The following is a 23376-nucleotide window of genomic DNA, read 5'->3' as shown; positions in this document are numbered from 1 at the left end:
CCCGGTGCTGGAAGGTTAATTGATGGGGTCAGCCGCAAGGCGAAGCTCTTGATCGAAGCCCCAGTAAACGGCGGCCGTAACTATAACGGTCCTAAGGTAGCGAAATTCCTTGTCGGGTAAGTTCCGACCTGCACGAATGGCGTAACGACAGCGGCGCTGTCTCCACCCGAGACTCAGTGAAATTGAAATCGCTGTGAAGATGCAGCGTTCCCGTGGCAAGACGGAAAGACCCCGTGAACCTTTACTATAGCTTTACACTGAACGTTGAGTTCGTCTGTGTAGGATAGGTGGGAGGCTATGAAACCATGGCGCTAGCTGTGGTGGAGCCATCCTTGAAATACCACCCTGTCGTGCTTGACGTTCTAACCTGGGCCCATTATCTGGGTCGGGGACCGTGTATGGTGGGTAGTTTGACTGGGGCGGTCTCCTCCTAAAGAGTAACGGAGGAGCTCGAAGGTACGCTCAGCGCGGTCGGACATCGCGCACTGTGTGCAAAGGCATAAGCGTGCTTGACTGCAAGATCGACGGATCAAGCAGGTAGGAAACTAGGACTTAGTGATCCGGTGGTTCTGTATGGAAGGGCCATCGCTCAACGGATAAAAGGTACTCCGGGGATAACAGGCTGATACCGCCCAAGAGTTCATATCGACGGCGGTGTTTGGCACCTCGATGTCGGCTCATCACATCCTGGGGCTGTAGTCGGTCCCAAGGGTATGGCTGTTCGCCATTTAAAGTGGTACGCGAGCTGGGTTCAGAACGTCGTGAGACAGTTCGGTCCCTATCTGCCATGGGCGTTGGAGATTTGAGAGGGGCTGCTCCTAGTACGAGAGGACCGGAGTGGACGAACCTCTGGTGTTCCGGTTGTCACGCCAGTGGCATTGCCGGGTAGCTATGTTCGGAAGCGATAACCGCTGAAAGCATCTAAGCGGGAAGCGCGCCTCAAGATGAGATCTCCCGGGGCACAAGCCCCCTGAAGGAACCATATAGACTATGTGGTTGATAGGTCAGGTGTGTAAGTACAGCAATGTATTGAGCTAACTGATACTAATGATCCGTGTGGCTTGACCATATAACCTCAAGTTGCCTTGGCCGACATGACATGTCGATAGAGCCCAAGTGCACGCTACGTCACAAGAACTATGAGAGGCAGGCGCCTAAATCCGTTGTTTGGATGGCGACGCTCCAACCGTCTCCCTGGTGAAATTAGCGCTGTGGAACCACCCGATCCCATCCCGAACTCGGAAGTGAAACGCAGCTGCGCCGATGGTAGTGTGGCTCAAGCCATGCGAGAGTAGGTCATCGCCAGGGTTTACACCCAAAAACCCCGTTGCTCACGCAGCGGGGTTTTTTCTATTCCGCGATGGGTGCGCGCGTGCCGACCAACGGTCGGCACCTACCGCGTGGGTATGACTGATGCGTGCCGACCAACGGTCGGCACCTGCCGTGACGGGCCGGGCGGCGGTAGGGTCGATTCCCAAACGACTGCCGATAACGGTGATCGGCACGGTGACGCATGGACACCGATCGAAATGCGTTGCCTGCGTTCGTGGTCATGCCCCAACGGGGTAACCACCACCACGGCGGTCGATTGTGATGCGACCCTACCGGCTTCGTCTGACAAGCTGATTGATGGTTGCCGGATACAACCGGCCATGGGCGAACGCCACTCTGTGGTCATGCCCAGTCCACGCCTCCTCATCGGCCGCCGCTCCCTTCAGGGCGCGTACTACATGCTCACCACCGTAGTGGCCGGCCGCGAATCGATCTTTGTCGATGACACCACCGTTGAATGCGTGGTCGAGGCACTTCGCTGCTCCGATCGCGAGCATCGCTCACGTACGCTTGCCTGGGTGGTCATGCCCGACCATGTTCATTGGTTGATGCAGCTCGGCAACGGGAACATCAGCCGCTGCGTGCAGGCCTTCAAATCCCGCTCCTCGCGTGCACTCAATCTGCATCGCGGCAGCGCGGGCTCGTTGTGGCAACGCGGCTTCTACGACCACTGCATCCGCTCCGACGAATCTTTACTCACACAGGCCAACTACCTGATCGAGAACCCGATTCGTTCGGGACTCGCTACAAAGGCAGGCGAGTACCCGTATTGCTGGACGCGGTGGCCCTCCGCTACCGAGTGACTCCCAAAAAAGAAGCGGCGCCAAAGGCGCCGCTTCCTTTCAACCAGCGATGTAGGCCAGGCTTACTTCGCAGCCGGAGCCGCCGCAGCCGCCTCGGTCTTGCCCTTCATCATCTCGTCGCGGGCTGCCTTGAACGGGTTGCCCTCGTACCAGTTCGGCCACTGGCCGCCCACTGCGATGGCCTTGCCCACGCCGTGCAGCAGCTCCAGGTCTTCCACGGTGCCGTCCAGCTTCCAGGTACTGGCGTCGTACTCGTCCTTGGGGCCGTGGTACCGGTCGCTGCCATACGCCTCAGCCGCCTTGCGGCCTGCGTCCACGCCGCCGTCGAGCAGGTCTTCGCCCCCGTCGGCATACAGCGCCGGCACGCCGGCCTTGGCGAAGTTGAAGTGGTCCGAACGGAAGTAGAAGCCGCTCTGCACCGAGGTTTCGCCGTGCAGCGTGCGACCCTTCTCCGCCGCCAGCGGCTTGAGGATGTCCTCCAGCTGCGAGCTGCCGAAGCCGGTCACGGTCAGGTCCTTGGCCTTGCCGGCCACCGACATTGCGTCGATGTTGATCACGCCGGCAATCTTGTCCAGCGGGAAGGTCGGGTGGTTCACGTAGTACTTCGACCCCAACAGACCCGATTCTTCCAGCGTCACCGCCAGGAATACCACCGAACGCTCGGGCGCGGGCTGCTCATGCGCCATCGCATCGGCGATCTCCAGGATGCCGGCCACGCCCGTGGCGTTGTCGATGGCACCGTTGTAGATGTTGTCGCCCTGCTCGCCTTCATGCTTGCCCAGGTGGTCCCAGTGCGCCATGTACAGCACCGCCTCGTCGGCATGCTTGGTGCCCGGCAGCACGCCGACCACGTTGCGCGACTTCTTTTCAGCGATGGTGCTCTTCAGGTCCAGCGAGATCTTCGCCTTCAGCGGCACCGGCTTGAAGCCGCGCTTGTTGGCATCCTTGTAGGCCTGGTCCAGATCCAGCCCGGCATCGGCGAACAGCTGGCGCGCCGCTTCGGCACTCAGCCAGCCCTGCGCCGGCAGGCGGGGTTCCGGATCGTCCTTGGCCGGCAGGTCGTACTGCGGGCCGGCCCACGAGTTCTTGACCACGTCCCAGCCGTACGAAGCACCGGCGGTGTCATGCACGATCAGCGCCGCGGCAGCGCCCTTGCGGGCGGCCTCTTCGAACTTGTAGGTCCAGCGGCCGTAATAGGTCATGCGCTTGCCGTCGAACAGCTTCTCGTCGTTGACGTGGAAACCCGGGTCGTTGACGAACATGACTACCGTCTTGCCCTTCCAGTCCTGGCCAGCGTAGTCGTTCCACTTCTGCTCCGGCGCATCCACGCCGTAGCCGACGAAGACCAGGTCGCTGCCGTCGATCTTCACTTCCTTCTGGCCACTGCGGGTGCCGATCACCATGTCGGTGCCGAACTTCAGGTCGCGCTGCTTGCCGGCCTGGTCCAGCTTCAGCACGGTGCTCTCATCGGCGGTGGTTTCGGTCATCGCCACCTCCTGGAACCAGCTGTCGCCGTTGCCCGGCTGCAGGCCGATGCGCTGCATCTGGTCGCGGATGTACTCCACCGTGCGGTCTTCGCCGGTGCTTCCCGGCGCGCGGCCTTCGAACTCGTCCGACGACAGGGTCTTGACCAGCTCGCCGAAGTCGCCGGCGTTGATTTCGGCCGAGAAGGCGTGGCCGGCGGCGGCCGGGGCGGTATCAGCAGCCGGCGCGGCCGCCGGTGCAGTGGTCTCGCCCTTGCACGCGGTCAGCGCGGCGGTGGCGGCCAGGCACAACAGAAGTTTGCGGGACATCATCGATTCCTGGAGACAGAGGGCCGGTGCGCGGGCACCGGATGGAAGAGTATCAATCGTTCGGCGCGGCGTCGGTGTCGAACGGCACGGGCTGGGCGCCCTCGACCGGACCGATGTGCGCGCTGCGGTGCACGTACAGGGTGACCTCGCGCTCGAAGTGCAGCGGGCCGTTGACCGCCGCATTCGGGCCGATGATCACGCGCGGCTTGCGTCCGGCGCGCAGCGACAGGCTGAAGCTGGGCTTGTTCACGTGGATGCCGCCCTCGACCACCGAACCGATGCCGACGGTGATGTCGCCGTTGACCGTCTCGATGCCCTGGGACAGCCGCGTCTCCACCAGACCGATGCCGCCGTTGACGGTTTCCACGCCACCGTCGATGCGGGTGCCGCGGTCGACAAAGATGCTGCCGTTGACGGTTTCGACATCGCCATCGACCACGACGCGCTGCCCGATCTTGATGCCGCCGTTGACGGTCGAGATGCCACGGGTGCGGGCGCGATCATCCACCTGGATGCCGCCGTTGACGGTCTGGATGTCGCCGGCCTCGGCGCCGCCCTCTACGGTGATTCCACCATTGACGGTGTCCAGGTCGCCGTAGGTCTGGCCGGCGCTGGCGGTGATGCTGCCATTGACCTTGCTGATGCCATCGCTGGCGAAGGCGGGCGCGCAGGGCAGCACCAGGGCAATCAGCAGCGGTAGCGGGAAACGTTTCATGGGGTGCCTCGTCCGGGTATGCGGCTGGCAGGCCGCCTTCAGGAATGTCACCATGCAGCGCTGCAATCCGCATCTGCCTGAAGTCACTGGAAAGCCCTTGCGCCCCAACGTCTTTTCCTCACGCGGGAATAACAATCCGACCGCTGGGCACGGCCGTAGCTCGCGCTGGCCGGTGGCGCTGTCGGCGCTGGCACTGATCCTGGCGATGATCGGCGCTGCGCCGCTGGCCGCGCAGAACCCGAAGGACGCCGAGCGCAAGCTGCAGAAGCTGCGCACCGAGCTGAAGGGTGTCGCCCAGGAACGACGCACGCTGGAAGGCCAGCGCGGGCAGGCCTCGCGCCAGCTGCGCGAGGCCGACGAAAAGGTCGCCCGCACCGGCCGCGTGCTGGCCGAGACCGAAACCGCGCTGCAGCGCGAAACCCGCGCCCTGCAGGAGGCGCAGCAGCGCCGCAGCGAACTGCAGGCGGGCCTGCAGCAGCAGCGCCAGGAGCTGGCCTCGCTGCTGCGCGCCGCCTACCGGATCGGCAACAACGCGCCGTTGAAGCTGCTGTTGTCGCAGGACCGGGTGGCCGATGCCAACCGCACGCTGGCCTACCACCGTTACCTGCAGCGCGAACGCGCGCGGCGCATCGGCGCGCTGACCGCCGACCTGACCGAACTGGAATCGCTGGAGGCGCAGATCGCCGAACGCCGCCAGGCGCTGGAAGGCACCCGCCAGCAGCAGAAACAACAGGCCGCCAGCCTGGCTGCGGACCGCCGCACGCGCGCCGAGACGGTGGCCAGCCTGGACGAACGTTACAAGGACCGCAGTGAGCGCGAGAAGGCGCTGGGCCAGGACGCCAAGGCGCTGGAAACCCTGCTGGCCAACCTGCGCGCTGCCGCCGCCCGTGCAGAAGCCGAACGCCGTGCCGCCGCGCGCCGCGCCGCCGCGGAAAAAGCCGCCGCCGAGAAGGCCGAGCGCGCTGCCGCCGCCAGTGGCACCAAGCCGCCGCCGCGCCCGGGCAAGACCCCGCCGGCCGTCGCCTCGGCGCCGGCCCCCAAGGTGGGCGGCCTGGGCTGGCCGCTGTCGGGCAACCTGTTGGCACGCTATGGCGGCAAGCTGCCGGACGGGCGCACCAGCAGTGGTGTGCTGATCAGCGCGCCTGCCGGCAGCACCGTTACCGCCGTCGCCGATGGCACCGTGGTGTTCTCCGACTGGATGACCGGCTACGGCATGATCCTGATCGTGGATCACGGCAATGGCTACATGAGCCTCTACGCGCACAACGACACGCTGCTGCGCGATGCCGGCGGCACGGTGAAGAAGGGCGATGCCGTGGCCAAGGTCGGCAACTCGGGCGGGCAGGGCGTTACCGCGCTGTATTTTGAATTGCGGCGTAACGGGCAGCCGGTGGATCCGTCGTCGTGGCTGCAGCGCCGGTAGCCCCGTTCAACGGGAATTTACCGTGCCTTCGCGCATAATCGGGCCACGCATCATCGGTGCGTGTGGTCCCGTCCCCCGCTCAACCTGGAGTGCTTCATGCGCGTAGCCCGTTCCGCCACCCTGCTGCTGGCCTTGGTGCCGGCGCTGTCATGGGCGCAGCAGACCGCCCAGGTTCCGGAACGCGGCGGCGATGCAGCCTCCACCGAAGAGGCGGTGACCTCGCGCGTGCCGCTGGATGAAATCCGCCGCTACGTCGCCGTCTACAACGCGGTACGTGCCGCGTATGTCGAGCCGGTGGACGACAAGAAGCTGATGCAGTCCGCCATCCGCGGCCTGCTGCTGGACCTGGACCCGCACAGCACCTACTTCGACAAGGAAGATGCCGAAGCCTTCGACGAACAGGCCGAAGGTGCCTATGAAGGCATCGGCGTGGAGCTGCAGCAGCAGCCCGACAACAGCAGCCTCAAGGTCATCTCGCCGATCGACGACACCCCGGCGGCCAAGGCCGGCATCCTGGCCGGCGACCTGATCATCGCCATCGACGGCAAGCCGATCAGCGCGATCGAAGCCACCGAGCCGCTGCGTGGCAAGGCCGGCAGCAAGGTGATCCTCACCATCCTGCGCGAGGGCAAAGCCAAGCCGTTCGACGTGCCGATCACCCGCGAAACCATCCGCGTCACCAGCGTGCGCAGCCGCATGCTGGAACCCGGCTATGGCTACGTGCGCCTGAGCACCTTCCAGGCCGATACCGGTGCCGATTTCCAGAAGCACGTGGGCCAGCTGCAGCAGCAGGCCGGCGGCAAGCTCAAGGGGCTGGTGCTGGACCTGCGCAGCAACCCCGGTGGCCTGCTCACTGCGGCAGTGCAGGTCGCCGACGACCTGCTGGAAAAGGGCAACATCGTCAGCACCCGGGGCCGCATCGCGATCAGCGACGCGCGCTTCGATGCCACGCCCGGCGACCTGCTCAAGGGTGCGCCGGTGGTGGTGTTGGCCGATGCCGGTTCGGCCAGCGCCTCGGAAGTGCTGGCCGGCGCACTGCGCGACAACGGCCGTGCCCGCGTGATTGGCAGCCGCACCTTCGGCAAGGGCTCGGTGCAGACCGTGCTGCCGCTGGACAACGGCGATTCGGTCAAGCTGACCACCGCGCGCTATTACACCCCAAGCGGCAAATCGATCCAGGCCACCGGTATCGTGCCCGACGTGGTGCTGGTGCCGGAGAAGAAGCCAGGCGAAGACGACGACCTGCCGGCCAGCCTGTCCGATTACAGCGAAGCGACGTTGCCGGGCCACCTGCGCGGTGACGAAGAAGGCGGCGAAGGCTACCAGGCCGGCGACGTACTGCCCGGCGACGGCCCGATCAACGACGCGCTGGCCGAGCTGAAACAGCCCGGTTCGGTGGCCGCAAAGCAGAAGGCCGAAGCGGCGAAAAAGCCGGCGCCCAAGGTGGAAGCCAAGCCGAAGCCGGAAACAAAGCCGGAAGCAAAGCCGAAGCCGGAACCTGCACCCACGCCGTGACGGGTGCACCCGCTGGTAGAGTCGGTTCCCAAACGACTGCCGATAACGGTGCAACGCCCGGTAACGCATTGCGTTGAACGGCGTAACAGCCGGATCCGCCGATGTTCATGCCGACATCGAACGCGGCGGGTACCACGGCGGTCGATTGGGATGCGACCCTGCCAGCCTGCGGCGCACGCTTAAAACCCGTGCCGCTTCCGCAACCGCCGCGCGATCGCCGCGCGCACGTACACCCCATACACCAGCCCGAACACGAACCCGGCAATGTGTGCCCACCAGGCCACCATGCCGAAGGTCGGGCCGATGTACGCGAACACCACCTGCAGCCCCGCCCACACGCCGATCAGCAGGTAGGCCGGCGCCCGCACGAATTCCAGGAACAGCCCCAGCGGGATCACCACCCCCAGCCGCGCGCCCGGGAACAGGGCCAGGTACGCCCCGATCAGCGCCGACACCGCGCCACTGGCGCCGATGATGATCTGGTCCGGGCTGCCCATCGTGTAGATCGCGGTGAGGTTGGAGATCGCCCCGCCCACCAGGAACAGCAGGATCAGCCGCCACGGGCCCAGCACCCGCTCGGCGGGCAGCCCGAAGATCAGCAGGAACACCAGGTTGCCCAGCAGGTGCGACCAGTCTGCGTGCAGGAACAGCGCGGTGAACAGCCGCAGCACGCTGCCGTCCTCGAAGGTCGCCCACCAGTCCAACGGCCGGGTCAGCCCGGTGGACAGCGCGCCCCAGTCCATCCACAGGCTGCGCCGGGCATCGCCCGGGCGCGAGATCGACCACAGGAATGCGGCCCACAGCGTCGCGAACAGCAGGGGCGTCGCCCAGCGGACGGCGGACTTCTTGCGGGAGGGGAGCGAGACGAACATGCGTGGGCGCTAGCCTAGCGCGGCAACGCGCCTGAAGGAGCGAAGACGCGTTCAGCCTGAATAGCCGGAAAGGGTGATCGCGTTATTGTTTCATTAACTGGTCTGGGTATACTCGCATACGGCGTCGTATGTCGGGAGGGGAATCCGGCGCGTTGTGTCAAGTCCTTCGGGGCCTGGGACAGCGCAGGCGCGCGTTGCCAAACCACACGCATTTCCGGAGAGAACAAACGATGCATACCGCTTCCACCCTCGCCCGCGTCACCGCCCTCGCTGTCGGCATCGCCGGTGTCCTGGCCGTTGGCCACGTCAACGCCGCCGCTTTCCAGCTGAAGGAAAACAGCGCCAAGGGCCTCGGCCGCGCCTTCGCCGGTTCGGGCAGCGCCCAGGGCGACGCCTCGATCATCGCGGTCAACCCGGCCGGCATGCGCCAGCTGGAAGGCACCCAGATCCAGGGCGACCTGAGCGCCATCAGCTTCAAGGCCGAATACGAAGGCACCGGCCGCAAGCCGACCGGCCAGCCGCAGACCGGCGGTGACGGCGGCGACGCCGGCATGATTGCCCCGGTTCCGGCCGCGTACTTCCACATGCCGATCGGCGAACAGGCCCACTTCGGCGTTTCGCTGACCGCTCCGTTCGGCTTCAAGACCGACTACGACAACGGCTGGGTGGGTCGCTACAGCGGCCTGAAGACCGACCTGAAGGCGATCGACCTGGGCTTTGCCGCCTCGTACGACGTCAACCCGTACGTGTCCTTCGGCGCGTCGGTGTTCGTTGAGCACCTGACCATCGAACTGAGCAACAACATCGACTTCGGCACCGCGCTGGCCCAGTCCCGCGTGCCGGGCTTCGCCCCGGGCAGCGCCGATGGCAAGCTGACCGTCGAAGGCGACAACAACGCCGTGGGTTGGACCATCGGCGGTCTGTTCAGCCCGGACGAGAACACCCACATCGGCATCAGCTACCGTTCCAAGGTCGAGCACAAGATCACCGGCGGTGACGCCACCTTCGACGTGCCGTCCAACGCCGCTGCCGTGCTGGCCGTCGCCCAGCCGGGCCGCTTCGTGACCACCTCGGGCAAGGCCACCGTGACCCTGCCGGCGTCGGCCACCCTGAGCGTGACCCACAACGTCAACGACCGCTGGACCGTGATGGGTGACGTCACCCGCACTGCCTGGTCGACCGCGTTCGACCAGGTCACCATCGACTACGCCTCGGCGCAGCCGGACTCGGTGCTGGAATTCGGCTACCGCGACACGACCTTCGTCTCGCTGGGTACCGACTTCAAGCTGAGCGACACCGTCACCCTGCGTGGCGGCGTGGCGTACGACCAGACCCCGACCACCGACGCGCACCGCGACGTCCGCGTGCCGGACACCAGCCGCAAGTGGCTGTCGCTGGGCGTGGGCTGGACCCCGTCGGCGAACACCGAGTACAACTTCGGCTACACCCACCTGTTCACCAGCGACCCGAACGTCATCGTTCCGGCCACCACGAACAACCAGGGCAATTCGCTGAACGGCAAGTACAAGGTCCGCGGCGACGTGCTGGCGGCCTCGTTCAACTACAAGTTCTGATCCACGGCGTTCGCGCCGCGTAACAGACGGAAGGCCCCGCGCAAGCGGGGCCTTCTGCGTTGTGGGTCGGCAACCGGATGCGAAACCGGATGCGAAACGGGATGCGGACGCGGATGCGAAACCGCACCGGTAGAGCCGACTGTCAGTCGGCTGCTCTACGCGCGGTCTACGGCTTCATGCGAACGGCAGCCGACTGACAGTCGGCTCTACCCGCACGCGGGCGAACGTCCTGCGGCGTACAACAGGCCCTGCCGCAGGTGCGCCAGGAAATCGCGGTTGCGGTACAGGCCGGTGTCATGCCCCAGGCCGGTGTACCAGCTGCGCCCGCCATCGAACCGGTGGCACCACGCAATGGGGTGGTCGGCACCCATCGTGCCGCCCTGGTACATGCGCTCGTCCACCGTGGCGGTCACCTGCACGGCCCCACGCGGGTTGCTGCGGAAGTTGTACAGCTCGTCGCGTACCGGCCACGAGGTGCCCTGCGGCTTGCCCTCGCGCTCAGGCTGCACGCGGCTGAACTGCAGGCCTTCGGGGTGGTTCTTGAAATACGCGCCCACCAGCTGCCCATACCAGGGCCAGTCGTACTCGGTGTCGGCGGCCGAATGCACGCCCATGAACCCGCCGCCCGCGCGGATGAAGGTCTCCATCGCCTGCTGCTGGGTGGCATCGAGCACATCGCCGGTGGTGTTGGCGAACACCACCACCCGATAGCGGGCCAGGTTGGCGTCGTTGAAATCGGCAGCGGTCCACTGCCATCCGCTCGCGCTCGGCCAGCAGGCGCAGCGTGCTCACGGCAGTAGGAATGGAGTCGTGGCGGAACTTGGCGGTACTGGTGAACACCAGCACGCGCTCGTTGGCCGCCGCCATGGCCGCGGGAACAGTGGACAGGAACATCGCCAACAGCAACGGCAGGACATTTGGGCGCATGGCCGGATCATGCCACAGCCCCGTACAATCCCGGTCCGCGTGCAGCCGGCCGGATGCCGCCTGCGGCGCAGGAACCGCTCCACGATCCATGACAAGGAAACCACATGTCGCCCGTTCTGCTTCGTTCCACCCTGGCCTTCGCCCTCTCCGCGCTGGCCGCGCCGGCTTTCGCCGCCGCCGATTTCGCCACCTGCTTCTCCCTCACCCCGGGCCTGCGCTTCTCCACCGGCGATGAAACCCTGACCATCGAGAAGGCGGAGTTCGCCGGCCAGCAGGCCATCCGCGTGCAGAGCGCCGGTGGTGGCGTCGGTACGGCCGCCTATTACGATGCCAGCGGCCGCCAGCTGCTGGGCCAGGACCGCTACGGCATCTCCGCCTGGGGTGGCGACGCCTCCCGGCCGGTGATGACCGATACCTTCAAGCCCGCGCCGACCTTCCCGCAGACCGCCAGGCCGGGCGAGCGCTTCGTGATCAACGGCAGCGGCGAACGCACCCACCACGTGGAAGAAACGGTGGAGCCGGTGGATTACGACGGCTTCAACGACTACACCTTCGTCGGCTTCGAAGACGTGGAGGCCACGGTCGACGACCAGCCGCGCACCTTCAAGGACACCTGCCACGTCAGCGCGACCTTCGAAGACAACCGCATGGAAGCCTGGTACGCACCGGGATTTGGCCGCATCAAATTCGAGCGCTACATGGGCGAAGAACTGCTCATGCGCGATGAGATCGAGGCCATCCACGCCGAATGACGGCGTCGGCATCACCCACAAAAAACCCCGCTTTCGCGGGGTTTTTCGTTCAAACCATCACCACGTCGATCAATCGCCCAACGTCAGCAGCGACGCATTGCCACCGGCCGCCGTGGTGTTCACGGTGACGGTCTTCTCGGTAGCGAAACGCAGCAGGTAGTGCGGGCCGCCGGCCTTCGGACCGGTGCCGGACAGGCCCTGGCCGCCGAACGGCTGCACGCCCACCACCGCACCGATCTGGTTGCGGTTGACGTACACGTTGCCCACGTTCACCCGCGAGGAAATGCGGTCCACGGTTTCGTCGATGCGCGAATGCACGCCCAGGGTGAGGCCGTAGCCGGTGGCGTTGATCTGGTCGATCACCGCATCGAGCTGGTCGCCCTTCCAGCGGATCACGTGCAGCACCGGCCCGAAGATTTCCTTGTGCAGCTGGTCCAGGTTCTTCAGCTCATACGCACGCGGCGCGAAGAAGGTGCCGTGCGCGGCCGCTTCGCTGAGCTCGGCAGCGGCGATCAGGCGCGCTTCCTTCTCCATGCGCACCGCATGTTCCTGCAGGATCTGCAGCGCATCGGCATCGATCACCGGGCCGACGTCGGTCGACAGCAGGCCCGGGTCGCCGATCTTCAGCTCGGCCATCGCACCGGCCAGCATGGTCATCACCTTGTCGGCGATGTCGTCCTGCACGAACAGCACGCGCGCGGCCGAGCAGCGCTGGCCGGCCGAGGTGAACGCCGAACCGATCGCATCCTTGACCAGCTGTTCCGGCAGCGCCGAGGAATCGGCGATGAAGGCGTTCTGGCCGCCGGTTTCGGCGATCAGCACGCCAATGGCGGCATCGCGTGCAGCCATCGCACGGTTGATCGCGCGCGCGGTATCGGTCGAACCGGTGAAGGCCACGCCGGCCACGCGCGGGTCGGCGGTGAGCGCGGCACCCACGGTGGCGCCGTCGCCCGGCAGGAACTGCACCACGCCTTCGGGCACGCCGGCGTCCAGCAGCAGCTTCACCGCGTAGTAGCCGATCAGGTTGGTCTGTTCGGCCGGCTTGGCGATCACGCTGTTGCCGGCGGCCAGCGCGGCGCTGACCTGGCCCAGGAAGATCGCCAGCGGGAAGTTCCACGGGCTGATGCACACGAACACGCCGCGGCCATGCAGCTGCAGCTCGTTGGATTCACCGGTCGGGCTGGGCAGCTTTTCGGCATGGCCGAACTGCTCGCGCGCCTGCTTGGCGTAGTAACGCAGGAAGTCCACCGCTTCGCGCACTTCGGCGATGCCGTCGGGCAGGCTCTTGCCGGCTTCCTTGACGCACAGCGACATGAATTCCGGCAGGCGGGCTTCCAGCTGGTCGGCAGCGTGCTCGAGGATCGCCGCGCGGCTGGCGGCCGGGGTGCGGTTCCACTGCGGCTGGGCGGCCACGGCGTTGGCCAGGGCCTTTTCCACGGTGGCGCTGTCGGCCGGCTGCCACTGGCCCACCACCTGGCGCGTGTCGGCCGGGTTGACGACGTTCAACAGCGCGCCGGTGGGCTGTGCACCCGGCACCAGCGGAGCGGCCTGCCACGGCTTGACGGCGGCGTTGAGCTGCTCGGCCAGGGCGCGCAGATCGTTGTCGTTGGCGAGATTGACGCCCATGGAGTTCTTCCTGTCGTGGTTCTGGCTGCGCAGCAGGTCAACCGGCAGCGGGATTTTCGGGTGCGGAATGGAATCGAACGAGGCAACGGCTTCGACCGGATCGCGGATCAGGTCATCGATGGCCACCGCGTCGTCGGTGATGCGGTTGACGAAGCTGGAGTTGGCGCCGTTCTCGAGCAGGCGGCGCACCAGGTACGGCAGCAGGTCTTCGTGCGAACCCACCGGGGCGTACACGCGGCACGGCACGTTCAGGCGGTGGGCCGGCACCACTTCGGCGTACAGGTCATCACCCATGCCGTGCAGCTTCTGGTGTTCGTACTGGCCACCCTGCGCGATCGCCTGCACCGCCGCGATGGTGTGCGCGTTGTGCGTGGCGAACATCGGGTAGATCGCATCGGCATGGGTGAACAGACGCTTGGCACAGGCCAGGTAGGACACGTCGGTGTTCTGCTTGCGGGTGAACACCGGGTAGGCCGGCAGGCCGTCGATCTGGGCGCGCTTGATCTCCGCGTCCCAGTACGCGCCCTTCACCAGGCGCACCTGCAGGCGACGGCCGATGCGGCGGGCCAGGTCGGCCAGGTAATCGATCGTGTACGGGGTGCGCTTCTGGTACGCCTGCACCACCACGCCGAAGCCTTCCCAGCCGGCCAGCGAGGCATCGCTCACCACCGCTTCAATGATGTCCAGCGACAGTTCCAGGCGGTCGGTTTCCTCGGCATCCACCGTGCAGCCGATGCCGTACGACTTGGCCAGTTGTGCCAGTTCCAGCACGCCCGGGACCAGGTCGGACATCACGCGCGCGCGCTTGGCGTGCTCGTAGCGCGGGTACAGCGCCGACAGCTTGATGGAAATGCCCGGGGCCGAATTGACGTCGCCATCCGGGCGGCCGCCACGGGCCTTGTGGTCGCCACCGATGGAGTGGATCGCGCGGCGGTAGTCTTCCAGGTAACGCTTGGCGTCCTTCATGGTCAGCGCGCCTTCGCCAAGCATGTCGAACGAATAGCGGTAGCTGGCGTTGTCGCCCTTGTGCGAGCGCGACAGCGCTTCGTCGATGGTGCGGCCCATGACGAACTGGTGGCCCATGATCTTCATCGCCTGGCGCACGGCCAGGCGGATCACCGGCTCACCCACGCGGCCCATCAGGCGCGCGAACGCGCCCGGCACGTCGGCGCGGGTGGAGTCGTTGATCTGCACGATGTGGCCGGTGAGCATAAGGCCCCAGGTGGAGGCGTTGACCAGCACCGAATCGCTGCCGCCCAGGTGCTTCTTCCAGTCCGCTTCGCCGAGCTTGTCGCGGATCAGCTTGTCGGCGGTCTCCTGGTCCGGAATGCGCAGCAGCGCTTCGGCCACGCACATCAGCAGCACGCCTTCCTCGCTGCCCAGGTCGTACTGGCGCATGAAGGCTTCGATCGCGCCCTGGTCCTTGGCACGCACGCGTACGCGCTTGACCAGGTCGGCGGCGGTGGCCTGCACCTTCGCCTGCTCGTCCGCGGGCAGGCGCGCCTGCGCCAGCAGCTCGCGCACGTGGCTGGCCTCGTCCTTCATCCAGGCATCGGTGATCGCCTGGCGGAACGCATTGGGAACGGCCGGCAGCTCGGGGGACAGCAGCGGCGGGCGGGAGGCGCCGGACGGGGCCGGGGCAGGGGGAAGCGCGGAAGATGCGGTCATGCCGGTTGGCTCGTGGAAAACTTGACCATTTTAATCGCTTTTTCATCCGTGAAAGCAATCGGAGATGCGCCGCCGATTACGGTCATAGCCTTTCATACAGGGGGATTCGGAGGATCCAGCGGTGTCGTTAAAAACTGTGCCGATTTCGTCAAAACAGCTGCCGATGCTTATGCTGTATTGCACCATTGTCAAAACTGTGAATGGACCCTTGCCGGTCGCGCGAGATCAGGGCTACCATCGAGACGTTTCCTGCGGCAGGAACACGCGTCCCCCACGGGCGCTCGAATGAACGGTGTGTGCGGAGATGAATCCGCACCCGGTCGATCGCCGGTGTTCAGTGCATACCCCCATGGGGTGGGGGCTGATCGTCGGCGGGAAGAGAACCAGAAGGCTTGCTAGTGGCCAGCGATGGCTGCAACCGACGACGCTAAGGGTCTAGGCAATGAAGCAACGCAGAAAGTGGGGCACGCAGTTCGCAAAGGCAGTGGGGTGTGGGGCAGCGCTGATGGCGCCGGCACTGGCGTGGGCCCAATCGGCCGACCCGGTTCCGTGGCAGCTGAACATGGGCAAGGGGGTAACCCAGAGCTCGCGGCTGGCCTGGGAATCCAACATGTTCTCCCTGTGGGTGTGTACTGTCATCGGCGTGCTGGTATTCGGCGCGATGTTCTATGCCATCTTCAAGTTCCGCAAATCCAAGGGGGCGGTCGCCGCCACCTTCAGCCACAACACCAGGGCCGAGATCGTCTGGACCGTCATTCCGGTGATCATCCTGGTGGTGATGGCGTGGCCGGCCACGGCCAACCTGATCAAGTTCTACGACACCCGCGATGCCGAAATGACCGTCAAGGTCACCGGCTACCAGTGGATGTGGAAGTACGAATACCTGGGTGAAGACGTCACCTTCACCAGCCGCCTGGACCGCGAATCCGACCGGGTCCGGCAGAGCGGCAAGGTACCCGACCGCGAAAGCCACCCGCATTACCTGCTCGACGTGGACAACCGCCTGGTGTTGCCGGTCGACACCAAGGTGCGTTTCGTCATCACCTCCGATGACGTGATCCATGCGTGGTGGGTGCCGGCGCTGGGCTGGAAGCAGGACGCCATTCCCGGTTTCGTCAACGAAGCCTGGACCAACATCGAGAAGGTCGGCGTGTACCGCGGCCAGTGTGCCGAACTGTGCGGCAAGGACCATGGCTTCATGCCCATCGTGGTGGAAGCGGTGTCCAAGGAAGATTTCCAGAAGTGGCTGGCCGGAAAGCGGCCCAAGGCGCCCGATCCGGCGCCGGCACCGGCCGCACCGGAAGCCGCACCTGCGCCCGCAGACCCGGCGGCGCCCGCACCCGAGGCTGCACCCGCAGCTGCACCGGCGCCTGAAAACGCCTGATACGAACCGCGCGCGCCGTGCGGCGCGCGCTGATACCGAACCAACGAGGTGGTGTGGCGATGGCGCATTCCGCAGTTGATCACGACGGGCATCACGGGCATCAGCAGTCGTTCTTCGAACGTTGGTTCTTCTCGACCAACCACAAGGACATCGGCACGCTCTACCTGCTTTTCAGCTTCATCATGTTCATCATCGGCGCGGCGATGAGCGTGATCATCCGCGCCGAGCTGATGCAGCCCGGCCTGCAGTTCGTGAAGCCGGAAACCTTCAACCAGCTCACCACCGTGCATGCGCTGGTGATGATCTTCGGTGGCGTCATGCCCGCCTTCGTCGGCCTGGCCAACTGGATGATCCCGCTGCAGGTGGGCGCACCGGACATGGCGCTGCCGCGCATGAACAACTGGTCGTTCTGGCTGCTGCCGGTGGCCTTCAGCCTGCTGCTGCTCACCTTCCTGCTGCCCGGCGGCGCGCCGGCCGGCGGCTGGACCCTGTACCCGCCGCTGTCGCTGCAGGGCGGCTACAACGTGGCGTTCACCGTGTTCGCCATCCACGTGGCCGGCATCAGTTCGATCATGGGCGCGATCAACATCATCGCCACCGTGCTCAACATGCGCGCGCCCGGCATCGACCTGCTGAAGATGCCGATCTTCTGCTGGTCCTGGCTGATCACCGCCTTCCTGCTGATCGCGGTGATGCCGGTGCTGGCCGGTGCGGTGACCATGCTGCTCACCGACAAGTTCTTCGGTACCAGCTTCTTCAACGCGGCCGGCGGCGGCGATCCGGTGATGTTCCAGCACATCTTCTGGTTCTTCGGCCACCCGGAGGTGTACATCATGATCCTGCCGGCGTTCGGCGTGGTCAGTGAAATCATCCCCACCTTCAGCCGCAAGCCGCTGTTCGGTTACCAGGCCATGGTGTACGCGATCGCCGCGATCGCCTTCCTGTCCTTCATCGTCTGGGCCCACCACATGTTCACCGTGGGCATGCCGCTGGGCGGCGAAATCTACTTCATGTTCGCCACCATGCTGATCTCCATCCCGACCGGGGTGAAGGTCTTCAACTGGGTGAGCACCATGTGGCGCGGTTCGCTCACCTTCGAAGCGCCCATGCTGTGGGCGGTCGCCTTCGTGATCCTGTTCACCATCGGCGGCTTCTCCGGCCTGATGCTGGCCATCGTGGTGGCCGACTTCCAGTACCACGACACCTACTTCGTGGTGGCGCACTTCCACTACGTGCTGGTCACCGGCGCGGTGTTCGCGCTGATCGGCGCGGTGTACTACTGGTGGCCGAAGTGGACCGGGCGCATGTACAGCGAGTTCTGGGCCAAAGTGCACTTCTGGTGGTCCATCATTTTCGTGAACCTGCTGTTCTTCCCGCAGCACTTCCTGGGCCTGGCCGGCATGCCGCGCCGCATTCCCGATTACAGCGTGGCCTTCGCCGACTGGAACCTGATCAGCTCCATCGGCGCGTTCGGCATGTTCGTGACCCCGTTCATGATGGCTGCGATCCTGATCGCCTCGCTGCGCAACGGCGAAAAGGCCGCTGACCGCGCCTGGGAAGGTGCACGCGGGCTGGAATGGACGGTTCCGTCACCGGCACCGGCGCATACCTTCATCGTACCGCCGACCATCCGCCCGGGCGATCTGGCCCATGACGACATCACCCACTGAGGTCCGCCATGCATGATGTCCATCAACAGGATCTGGCTGCCCGCCGCCATCGCGCACGGCGCACCGCGCTGTGGGTCGGCGCGGTCGCGATCCTGGTCTATGTCGGCTTCATCCTGAGCGGGGTGCTGGGCCGATGAGCGAGACCCGCCCCGCACCGCATGCCGGGCTGCCGCGCCTGATCGCGGTGGCGGTGGCGGTGTTCGTGCTCACCTTCTCGCTGGTGCCGCTGTATCGCATCGCGTGCGAAAAGGTGTTCGGGGTGCGGCTGGAGCGTGGCCCCGGTGCGGCGGCGGTGGGCGCGCCCGGCGCAGCCAAGCGCACCGTGCGGGTGCAGTTCGATGGCGGGGTGAACTCCAAGCTGCCGTGGGCCTTCCACCCCGAACAGCTGACCATGGACGTGGTGCCCGGCGAGCTCAACGAAGCGCTGTACTACGCGCGCAATGACAGCGACCACGCGCTGGTGGGCAGCGCGGTGCCGTCGGTGGCCCCGGCCAAGGCCTCGGGCTACTTCAGCAAGACCGAATGCTTCTGCTTCACCGCGCAGACCCTGGTGGCCGGCGAGAAACGCGACATGCCGGTGCGTTTCATCGTCGACCCGGACCTGCCAGCCAACATCAAGACCATCACCCTGTCCTACACGTTCTACAAGAACGACGCGCTGTCGGCGCAGCTGGCCACGGCGACCCCGCCGGCCACCGCGCGCTCGGCACCCTGATACGTACCCGGATACCGATCATGGCCACCCAGCACAGCCCAGACGCCAACGTGTACTTCGTGCCCACCCACAGCAAGTGGCCCTTCATCGGCTCCATCGCGATGATGGTCACCATGGTGGGCGTGGCCAGCTGGCTCAATGATGCCGGCTGGGGCAAGTGGACCTTCTACGCCGGCATCGCCATGCTGGTGCTGACCCTGTTCTGGTGGTTCAGCGACGTCGTGCGCGAATCGCAGGCCGGCAACTACAACCACCAGGTCGACGGCTCGTTCCGGATGGGCATGGTGTGGTTCATCTTCTCCGAAGTGATGTTCTTCGGTGCCTTCTTCGGCGCCCTGTTCTACACCCGCAACCTGGGCCTGCCGTGGCTGGGCGGCGAGGGCGACGGGGTGATGACCAATGAACTGCTCTGGGATGGCTATTCGGCCGCCTGGCCGACCAACGGCCCGGGCGCCATCGGCGGCCACTTCCAGACCATTCCGGCCTGGGGCCTGCCGCTGATCAACACGCTGATCCTGCTTACCTCCGGCGTCACCCTCACCATCGCCCACCATGCGCTCAAGGCCGGCCACCGCCGCCAGCTGCTGGTGTGGCTGGGCATCACCGTGCTGCTGGGCGCGTTCTTCCTCACCCTGCAGGCCGAGGAATACATCCACGCCTACAAGGAGCTCAACCTCACGCTGGGCTCGGGCATCTACGGCTCCACGTTCTTCATGCTCACCGGCTTCCACGGTGCGCACGTGCTGCTGGGCACGATCATGCTGATCGTGATGTGGCTGCGCTCGGCCAAGGGCCACTTCACCCGCGACAACCACTTCGGTTTCGAGGCCGCCGCGTGGTACTGGCACTTCGTCGACGTGGTGTGGCTGATGCTGTTCCTGTTCGTCTACGTGCTGTAGCGTCGGGCGGTATCAGCCGCCCACGCCGTGGGGTTTGATCCAGCCGCTGTAGATGCCGATGGCCACCAGCACGATCAGCGCCACCGATACCGCGATGCGGCGGGTGAGCGCATTGACCGTGCGTTTGGTCTGGCCACGGTCGACCAGCAGGTAATACAGCCCCGCGCCCAGATTCCAGACGATGACGATCAGAAACGCGATTACCAGCAGGGTCTTCAACGAATCATTCATGCGCAGCTCTAGGGCAGGGCGGGTATGCCTATCTGACCGCGTTTTGCCGGCGTTGTCATGATGCGCCAGCACACGCGCCTGATCGGCTGGGTCGTCGCCGTGCTGGTGATCCTCGCGTTCTGCCAGCTGGGCCGCTGGCAGCTGCAGCGGATGCATGAAAAACAGGCGCTGCTGGACCAGCAGCTGCCGGCCCGTGCGCAGACCCTCAGCCTGGCCCAGGCGCAGGCTGCACCGGTGCAGCTGCGCTGGGTGGAGGACCATGGCCACTTCCTGCCCGGCACCGTGCTGCTGGACAACCAGACCCGCGAAGGCCGCGCCGGCATCAAGGTGTACCAGCCGTTCCGCAGCGATGGCGGCGCGGTGGTGCTGGTGGACCTGGGCTGGCTGCCGATGCCGGGCGACCGCACCCTGCCGGCCATCGTGCCGCGCGACGGCCCCGCCCAGGTGGCCGGCCTGCTGGCGCCGCCGCCAGCCAGCGGGCTGGTGCTGGGCCCGGCATTCACCGCGACCCCGCAACCGGGTGTGTGGCTGGCCAACCGCATGCCGCCCGATGACGTGGCCTCCACGCTGGCACTGCCCGCGGGCAGCCTGCATGGCCCGGTACTGCGCCTGGATCCCGCGCTGCCCGGCGGCTACGCCCGCGACCTGGAGCTGCTGCCCAACACCCTGCCGCCCAGCCGCCACCTCGGCTACGCCGTGCAGTGGTTCGGCCTGGCCCTGACCGTGCTGATCGTCGCCCTCGCCCTCGAATGGCGCCGGCGGCGCCCGGCACGCCCCCTCCTTCCATGAGAAAATCCCACGCATGAATGCCATCACCCCGGAACAGCTCAAGGCCCGCAACCGTGGCCGCTGGACCCTGGTAGCCCTGTTCGGCCTGTTCTTCGGGGTCATGGCGCTGGCCGGCGTGCTGCGCTTCGCCGGCTGGCAGCCGGCCGCCCACCGCAACACCGGCGAAGTGTTCACCCCGGCGGTGGACGCGCGCGCGCTGCCGCCCACCCTGGCCAACGGCCAACCGTACCCGTGGAACCCCGATGCCCATGTCTGGCGCATCCTGGTAGCGCCGGCCCCGGGATGCGCGGCCGAGTGCGTCACTTTGTCGCAGGGATTGGACAAGGTGTGGCAGCTGTTCGGCCATAGGGCCGATAATGTCGAGATCCTGTGGCTGGGTACGCCGCCGGCCGAGGTCCAGGGCTTTCCCGCCCTGCGCGTGCTGGCCCCCCAGCCGAACCTGCGTGCCGTGTTGCCCGCCGTGGATGACGCCGCCGGCACGCCTGTGTATGTCATCGACCCGAACGGGTTCGTGATCATGCGGTATGCGCCGGGATTCGAATTGGCCGGTCTGCGCAAGGACATGGCCACGCTGTTGAAACTGAAGTGAGTTCCGTTTGATGAACCCCACCGCGCGCCCGGCGCTGCATCGCAATTTCCACCGTCTGGCGTGGTTCGCCCTGATCATGACGGCCAGCACGATCATGTTTGGTTCGTTCGTGCGCCTGTCCGATGCCGGCCTGAGCTGCCCGGACTGGCCCACGTGCTATGGCCGCGTGACCTGGCCGCAGCATGCGCAGGAAGTGATCGGCCACGAAGCGGCCAAGATCCGCCCGCTGGAAACCCACAAGGCGTGGCGCGAGCAGGTGCACCGTTTCCTGGCCGGCGCGCTGGGCATCGAAATCCTCACCCTGGCACTGCTGGCCACGCGCCGCCGACGCTGGGGCACCACTGCCGTGGTTACCGCGTGCGTGCTGGTGGCCACCGGCATACCGCTGTACATGATGGGCATGCATGTCCTGGCCAGCATCCTGGCCATCACCGGCGAAGTGATCCTGCTGATCGCCGCGTTGCGCTGGAACAACATCGACCTCTCACGCGCGGCCTTGCTGACGCTGGCGGTGGTGATCTTCCAGGCGCTGCTGGGCATGTGGACGGTGACCCTGCTGCTCAAGCCCATCGTGGTGATGGGCCACCTGCTCGGCGGCATGCTGATGTTCGGGCTGCTGGTGTGGATGGCCTGGCGCGCCACGCACATGCCGATCACCCTGGTGCAGGCGCCGAAGCTGAAGTGGCTGCTGCGCATCGGCGTGGCCGTGCTGGTCATGCAGATCGCATTGGGTGGCTGGGTGAGCGCCAACTACGCCGCGCTGGCCTGCGGCGGCGGCAGTGCCTCGCTGGATAACTTCCCGCGCTGCGTCAGCCAGTGGTGGCCGCAGCACGACTTCAAGGAAGGCTTCACGCTGTGGCGTGGCATCGGCGTGGATTACGAAGGGGGCGTGCTCGATGGCGCTTCGCGCATCGCGATCCAGATGGCGCACCGGATGTTTGCCGTTGTCGTGGCGGTGTACCTGCTGTGGCTGGCGGTGCGCCTGTACCGGCTGCCGAGCATGCGCGGCTGGGCCAGCGCGCTGGGGCTGCTGGTCGTGGCGCAGATCACCCTGGGCATCCTCAACGTGAAGCTGGCGGTGCCGCTGGAAGTGGCGGTGGCGCACAGCGGCGGCGCGGTCGCGCTGCTGTTCGTGCTGGTCACGCTGATGGCGCGCCTGCGCGCGCCTTCCGACGTGGTGGATGAAGCCGCTGGGGCGACACCATGAGCGTGCGGCAGTACTGGGACCTGACCAAGCCGAAGGTCGTGGCGTTGATCGTGTTCACCGCGCTGGTGGGCATGTTCCTGGCCATCCCCGCGTTGCCCACCGCCGAGCAGGCCGTGCGCGGCGCGCTGGGCTTCCTCGGCATCTGGCTGGCGGCCTCGGCCGCAGCGGCCATCAACCAGCTGCTGGACGCGCAGATCGACGCGCAGATGGCGCGCACCTCGTGGCGGCCGCTGGTAGTGGGCAAGGTCAAGCCGTGGCAGGTGCTGGTGTTTGCCGGCGCGCTGATCGTGCTGTCGATGACCATCCTGGTGCTCTGGGTGAACGTCATCACCGCCGTGCTGACCTTCGCCTCGCTGATCGGCTACGCGGTGATCTACACCGTGTACCTCAAGCGCGCCACCTCGCAGAACATCGTCATCGGCGGTCTCGCCGGTGCCACGCCGCCGCTGCTGGGCTGGGCGGCCATCACCGGCATGCAGGGTCCGTGGGACTGGGCGTATGCCTCGCTGTTGGTGCTGATCATCTTCATCTGGACCCCGCCGCATTTCTGGGCGCTGGCAATCTTCCGCCGCGAAGATTACGCCAAGGCCAAGATCCCGATGCTGCCGGTCACCCATGGCGTGGCCTACACCCGCAAGTCGATCATGGCGTACTCCATCGTGCTGGCCATCGTCAGCATCCTGCCCACGGTGGTGGGCATGAGCGGGCTGTTCTACCTGGGCGGCGCGGTGGTGCTCAACGCCGTATTCCTCTGGTACGCCTGGCGCATGCTCAACCCGCCGGACGAGCTGTTCTCGATGAAGATGTTCGGCTACTCCATCGTCTACCTCATGGCGCTGTTCGCGTTCCTGATGGTGGACCACTGGATGCTGCCGTTCCTGTGAGGTTCCTG

The 23376-nt window shown here is 66.0% G+C and carries 20 protein-coding genes and 2 rRNA genes (1 of these 22 only partly in view); 16 read left to right on the top strand and 6 right to left on the bottom strand.

What is annotated here, in order from left to right:
- From SOM39_RS09810 to SOM39_RS09800, 3 genes are all read left to right on the top strand, one after another.
- Positions 1 to 1069 (top strand): 23S ribosomal RNA (locus SOM39_RS09810) (it extends 1810 nt beyond the left edge of the window).
- A gap of 124 nt (positions 1070 to 1193) precedes the next feature.
- Positions 1194 to 1308 (top strand): 5S ribosomal RNA (gene rrf / locus SOM39_RS09805).
- A 344-nt stretch (positions 1309 to 1652) separates the two neighbouring features.
- Entirely contained in the window at positions 1653 to 2135 is a 483-nt protein-coding gene (locus tag SOM39_RS09800; protein ID WP_306989975.1) for an REP-associated tyrosine transposase, read from the top strand.
- A gap of 62 nt (positions 2136 to 2197) precedes the next feature.
- Here the strand turns inward: SOM39_RS09800 and SOM39_RS09795 are convergent, their stop codons facing one another.
- Together SOM39_RS09795 and SOM39_RS09790 are read right to left on the bottom strand one after the other, a co-directional pair.
- On the bottom strand, positions 2198 to 3928 hold the full coding sequence (locus SOM39_RS09795) for a M28 family metallopeptidase (protein WP_320458225.1): 1731 nt from the start codon (positions 3926 to 3928) through the stop codon (positions 2198 to 2200).
- Between the two features lie 52 nt (positions 3929 to 3980).
- Positions 3981 to 4643 carry a hypothetical protein gene (locus SOM39_RS09790; protein WP_217538208.1) on the bottom strand — a complete coding sequence of 221 codons (663 nt, stop codon included), beginning with the start codon at positions 4641 to 4643 and terminating at the stop codon, positions 3981 to 3983.
- A 205-nt stretch (positions 4644 to 4848) separates the two neighbouring features.
- Here SOM39_RS09790 and SOM39_RS09785 point away from each other — a divergent pair, with 205 nt between their 5' ends.
- Complete coding sequence (locus SOM39_RS09785) at positions 4849 to 6066, top strand: murein hydrolase activator EnvC family protein (RefSeq protein ID WP_237334340.1); 1218 nt, start codon at positions 4849 to 4851, stop codon at positions 6064 to 6066.
- Positions 6067 to 6162: 96 nt separating this feature from the next.
- Complete coding sequence (locus SOM39_RS09780) at positions 6163 to 7581, top strand: S41 family peptidase (protein WP_320458224.1); 1419 nt, start codon at positions 6163 to 6165, stop codon at positions 7579 to 7581.
- 179 nt (positions 7582 to 7760) lie between these two features.
- Here SOM39_RS09780 and SOM39_RS09775 read toward each other — a convergent pair whose 3' ends face one another.
- Positions 7761 to 8453, bottom strand: a complete 693-nt coding sequence (locus SOM39_RS09775) for a rhomboid family intramembrane serine protease (RefSeq protein ID WP_068848738.1) — start codon at positions 8451 to 8453, stop codon at positions 7761 to 7763.
- Between the two features lie 230 nt (positions 8454 to 8683).
- Here SOM39_RS09775 and SOM39_RS09770 point away from each other — a divergent pair, with 230 nt between their 5' ends.
- A complete protein-coding gene (locus SOM39_RS09770; RefSeq protein WP_210132165.1) occupies positions 8684 to 10027 on the top strand; it encodes an outer membrane protein transport protein in 1344 nt (447 codons plus the stop codon).
- A gap of 206 nt (positions 10028 to 10233) precedes the next feature.
- Here the strand turns inward: SOM39_RS09770 and SOM39_RS09765 are convergent, their stop codons facing one another.
- On the bottom strand, positions 10234 to 10725 hold the full coding sequence (locus SOM39_RS09765; protein ID WP_320458223.1) for a ThuA domain-containing protein: 492 nt from the start codon (positions 10723 to 10725) through the stop codon (positions 10234 to 10236).
- Between the two features lie 333 nt (positions 10726 to 11058).
- On the opposite strand from SOM39_RS09765, the gene SOM39_RS09760 reads away from it, so the two are divergent.
- Positions 11059 to 11706, top strand: a complete 648-nt coding sequence (locus SOM39_RS09760) for a hypothetical protein (protein WP_320458222.1) — start codon at positions 11059 to 11061, stop codon at positions 11704 to 11706.
- A gap of 69 nt (positions 11707 to 11775) precedes the next feature.
- Here the strand turns inward: SOM39_RS09760 and putA are convergent, their stop codons facing one another.
- On the bottom strand, positions 11776 to 15000 hold the full coding sequence (putA, locus tag SOM39_RS09755; protein ID WP_320458221.1) for a bifunctional proline dehydrogenase/L-glutamate gamma-semialdehyde dehydrogenase PutA: 3225 nt from the start codon (positions 14998 to 15000) through the stop codon (positions 11776 to 11778).
- 442 nt (positions 15001 to 15442) lie between these two features.
- On the opposite strand from putA, the gene coxB reads away from it, so the two are divergent.
- Genes coxB through SOM39_RS09730 form a run of 5 tightly spaced genes read left to right on the top strand, consistent with a single transcriptional unit; the run spans position 15443 to position 19668 of the window.
- Positions 15443 to 16384 carry a cytochrome c oxidase subunit II gene (gene coxB, locus SOM39_RS09750; RefSeq protein WP_217538214.1) on the top strand — a complete coding sequence of 314 codons (942 nt, stop codon included), beginning with the start codon at positions 15443 to 15445 and terminating at the stop codon, positions 16382 to 16384.
- A 59-nt stretch (positions 16385 to 16443) separates the two neighbouring features.
- On the top strand, positions 16444 to 18054 hold the full coding sequence (ctaD, locus tag SOM39_RS09745) for a cytochrome c oxidase subunit I (RefSeq protein ID WP_320458220.1): 1611 nt from the start codon (positions 16444 to 16446) through the stop codon (positions 18052 to 18054).
- Positions 18055 to 18062: 8 nt separating this feature from the next.
- Positions 18063 to 18191 carry a hypothetical protein gene (locus SOM39_RS09740; protein WP_320458482.1) on the top strand — a complete coding sequence of 43 codons (129 nt, stop codon included), beginning with the start codon at positions 18063 to 18065 and terminating at the stop codon, positions 18189 to 18191.
- A complete protein-coding gene (locus SOM39_RS09735) occupies positions 18188 to 18769 on the top strand; it encodes a cytochrome c oxidase assembly protein (protein WP_068848749.1) in 582 nt (193 codons plus the stop codon). Before SOM39_RS09740 ends, SOM39_RS09735 begins: the two co-directional genes overlap by 4 nt.
- A 20-nt stretch (positions 18770 to 18789) precedes the next feature.
- Positions 18790 to 19668 (top strand): cytochrome c oxidase subunit 3, encoded by an 879-nt coding sequence (locus tag SOM39_RS09730; protein ID WP_068848751.1) that lies wholly within the window; start codon positions 18790 to 18792, stop codon positions 19666 to 19668.
- Between the two features lie 12 nt (positions 19669 to 19680).
- Here SOM39_RS09730 and SOM39_RS09725 read toward each other — a convergent pair whose 3' ends face one another.
- The gene (locus tag SOM39_RS09725) at positions 19681 to 19899 is read right to left on the bottom strand and encodes a twin transmembrane helix small protein (RefSeq protein ID WP_068848753.1); all 219 of its coding nucleotides are present in this window, start codon (positions 19897 to 19899) and stop codon (positions 19681 to 19683) included.
- A gap of 57 nt (positions 19900 to 19956) precedes the next feature.
- On the opposite strand from SOM39_RS09725, the gene SOM39_RS09720 reads away from it, so the two are divergent.
- Genes SOM39_RS09720 through cyoE form a run of 4 tightly spaced genes read left to right on the top strand, consistent with a single transcriptional unit; the run spans position 19957 to position 23368 of the window.
- Positions 19957 to 20688: an SURF1 family protein gene (locus tag SOM39_RS09720; RefSeq protein ID WP_320458219.1), complete on the top strand. Its 732-nt coding sequence runs from the start codon at positions 19957 to 19959 to the stop codon at positions 20686 to 20688.
- A 13-nt stretch (positions 20689 to 20701) separates the two neighbouring features.
- Entirely contained in the window at positions 20702 to 21277 is a 576-nt protein-coding gene (locus SOM39_RS09715; protein ID WP_184124378.1) for a hypothetical protein, read from the top strand.
- 10 nt (positions 21278 to 21287) lie between these two features.
- Complete coding sequence (locus SOM39_RS09710; RefSeq protein ID WP_068848759.1) at positions 21288 to 22484, top strand: COX15/CtaA family protein; 1197 nt, start codon at positions 21288 to 21290, stop codon at positions 22482 to 22484.
- A complete protein-coding gene (gene cyoE / locus SOM39_RS09705) occupies positions 22481 to 23368 on the top strand; it encodes a heme o synthase (RefSeq protein WP_068848761.1) in 888 nt (295 codons plus the stop codon). Before SOM39_RS09710 ends, cyoE begins: the two co-directional genes overlap by 4 nt.
- The last annotated feature ends 8 nt before the right edge of the window (positions 23369 to 23376 follow it).

It is taken from the genome of Stenotrophomonas sp. CFBP8994 (genome assembly GCF_034044835.1).
GTDB lineage: Bacteria > Pseudomonadota > Gammaproteobacteria > Xanthomonadales > Xanthomonadaceae > Stenotrophomonas > Stenotrophomonas rhizophila_A.
The sequence above is the reverse complement of the archived record's forward strand: the minus strand, read 5'-3'. Positions and strand labels throughout refer to the sequence as shown.

Bases quoted from the DNA above. Each gene is read 5' to 3' on its own strand.
- SOM39_RS09800 (WP_306989975.1), top strand. From the start codon at position 1,653: ATGGGCGAACGCCACTCTGTGGTCATGCCCAGTCCACGCCTCCTCATC.
- SOM39_RS09795 (WP_320458225.1), bottom strand. From the start codon at position 3,928: ATGTCCCGCAAACTTCTGTTGTGCCTGGCCGCCACCGCCGCGCTGACC.
- SOM39_RS09790 (WP_217538208.1), bottom strand. From the start codon at position 4,643: ATGAAACGTTTCCCGCTACCGCTGCTGATTGCCCTGGTGCTGCCCTGC.
- SOM39_RS09785 (WP_237334340.1), top strand. From the start codon at position 4,849: ATGATCGGCGCTGCGCCGCTGGCCGCGCAGAACCCGAAGGACGCCGAG.
- SOM39_RS09780 (WP_320458224.1), top strand. From the start codon at position 6,163: ATGCGCGTAGCCCGTTCCGCCACCCTGCTGCTGGCCTTGGTGCCGGCG.
- SOM39_RS09775 (WP_068848738.1), bottom strand. From the start codon at position 8,453: ATGTTCGTCTCGCTCCCCTCCCGCAAGAAGTCCGCCGTCCGCTGGGCG.
- SOM39_RS09770 (WP_210132165.1), top strand. From the start codon at position 8,684: ATGCATACCGCTTCCACCCTCGCCCGCGTCACCGCCCTCGCTGTCGGC.
- SOM39_RS09760 (WP_320458222.1), top strand. From the start codon at position 11,059: ATGTCGCCCGTTCTGCTTCGTTCCACCCTGGCCTTCGCCCTCTCCGCG.
- putA (WP_320458221.1), bottom strand. From the start codon at position 15,000: ATGACCGCATCTTCCGCGCTTCCCCCTGCCCCGGCCCCGTCCGGCGCC.
- coxB (WP_217538214.1), top strand. From the start codon at position 15,443: ATGAAGCAACGCAGAAAGTGGGGCACGCAGTTCGCAAAGGCAGTGGGG.
- ctaD (WP_320458220.1), top strand. From the start codon at position 16,444: ATGGCGCATTCCGCAGTTGATCACGACGGGCATCACGGGCATCAGCAG.
- SOM39_RS09740 (WP_320458482.1), top strand. From the start codon at position 18,063: ATGCATGATGTCCATCAACAGGATCTGGCTGCCCGCCGCCATCGCGCA.
- SOM39_RS09735 (WP_068848749.1), top strand. From the start codon at position 18,188: ATGAGCGAGACCCGCCCCGCACCGCATGCCGGGCTGCCGCGCCTGATC.
- SOM39_RS09730 (WP_068848751.1), top strand. From the start codon at position 18,790: ATGGCCACCCAGCACAGCCCAGACGCCAACGTGTACTTCGTGCCCACC.
- SOM39_RS09725 (WP_068848753.1), bottom strand. From the start codon at position 19,899: ATGAATGATTCGTTGAAGACCCTGCTGGTAATCGCGTTTCTGATCGTC.
- SOM39_RS09720 (WP_320458219.1), top strand. From the start codon at position 19,957: ATGATGCGCCAGCACACGCGCCTGATCGGCTGGGTCGTCGCCGTGCTG.
- SOM39_RS09715 (WP_184124378.1), top strand. From the start codon at position 20,702: ATGAATGCCATCACCCCGGAACAGCTCAAGGCCCGCAACCGTGGCCGC.
- SOM39_RS09710 (WP_068848759.1), top strand. From the start codon at position 21,288: ATGAACCCCACCGCGCGCCCGGCGCTGCATCGCAATTTCCACCGTCTG.
- cyoE (WP_068848761.1), top strand. From the start codon at position 22,481: ATGAGCGTGCGGCAGTACTGGGACCTGACCAAGCCGAAGGTCGTGGCG.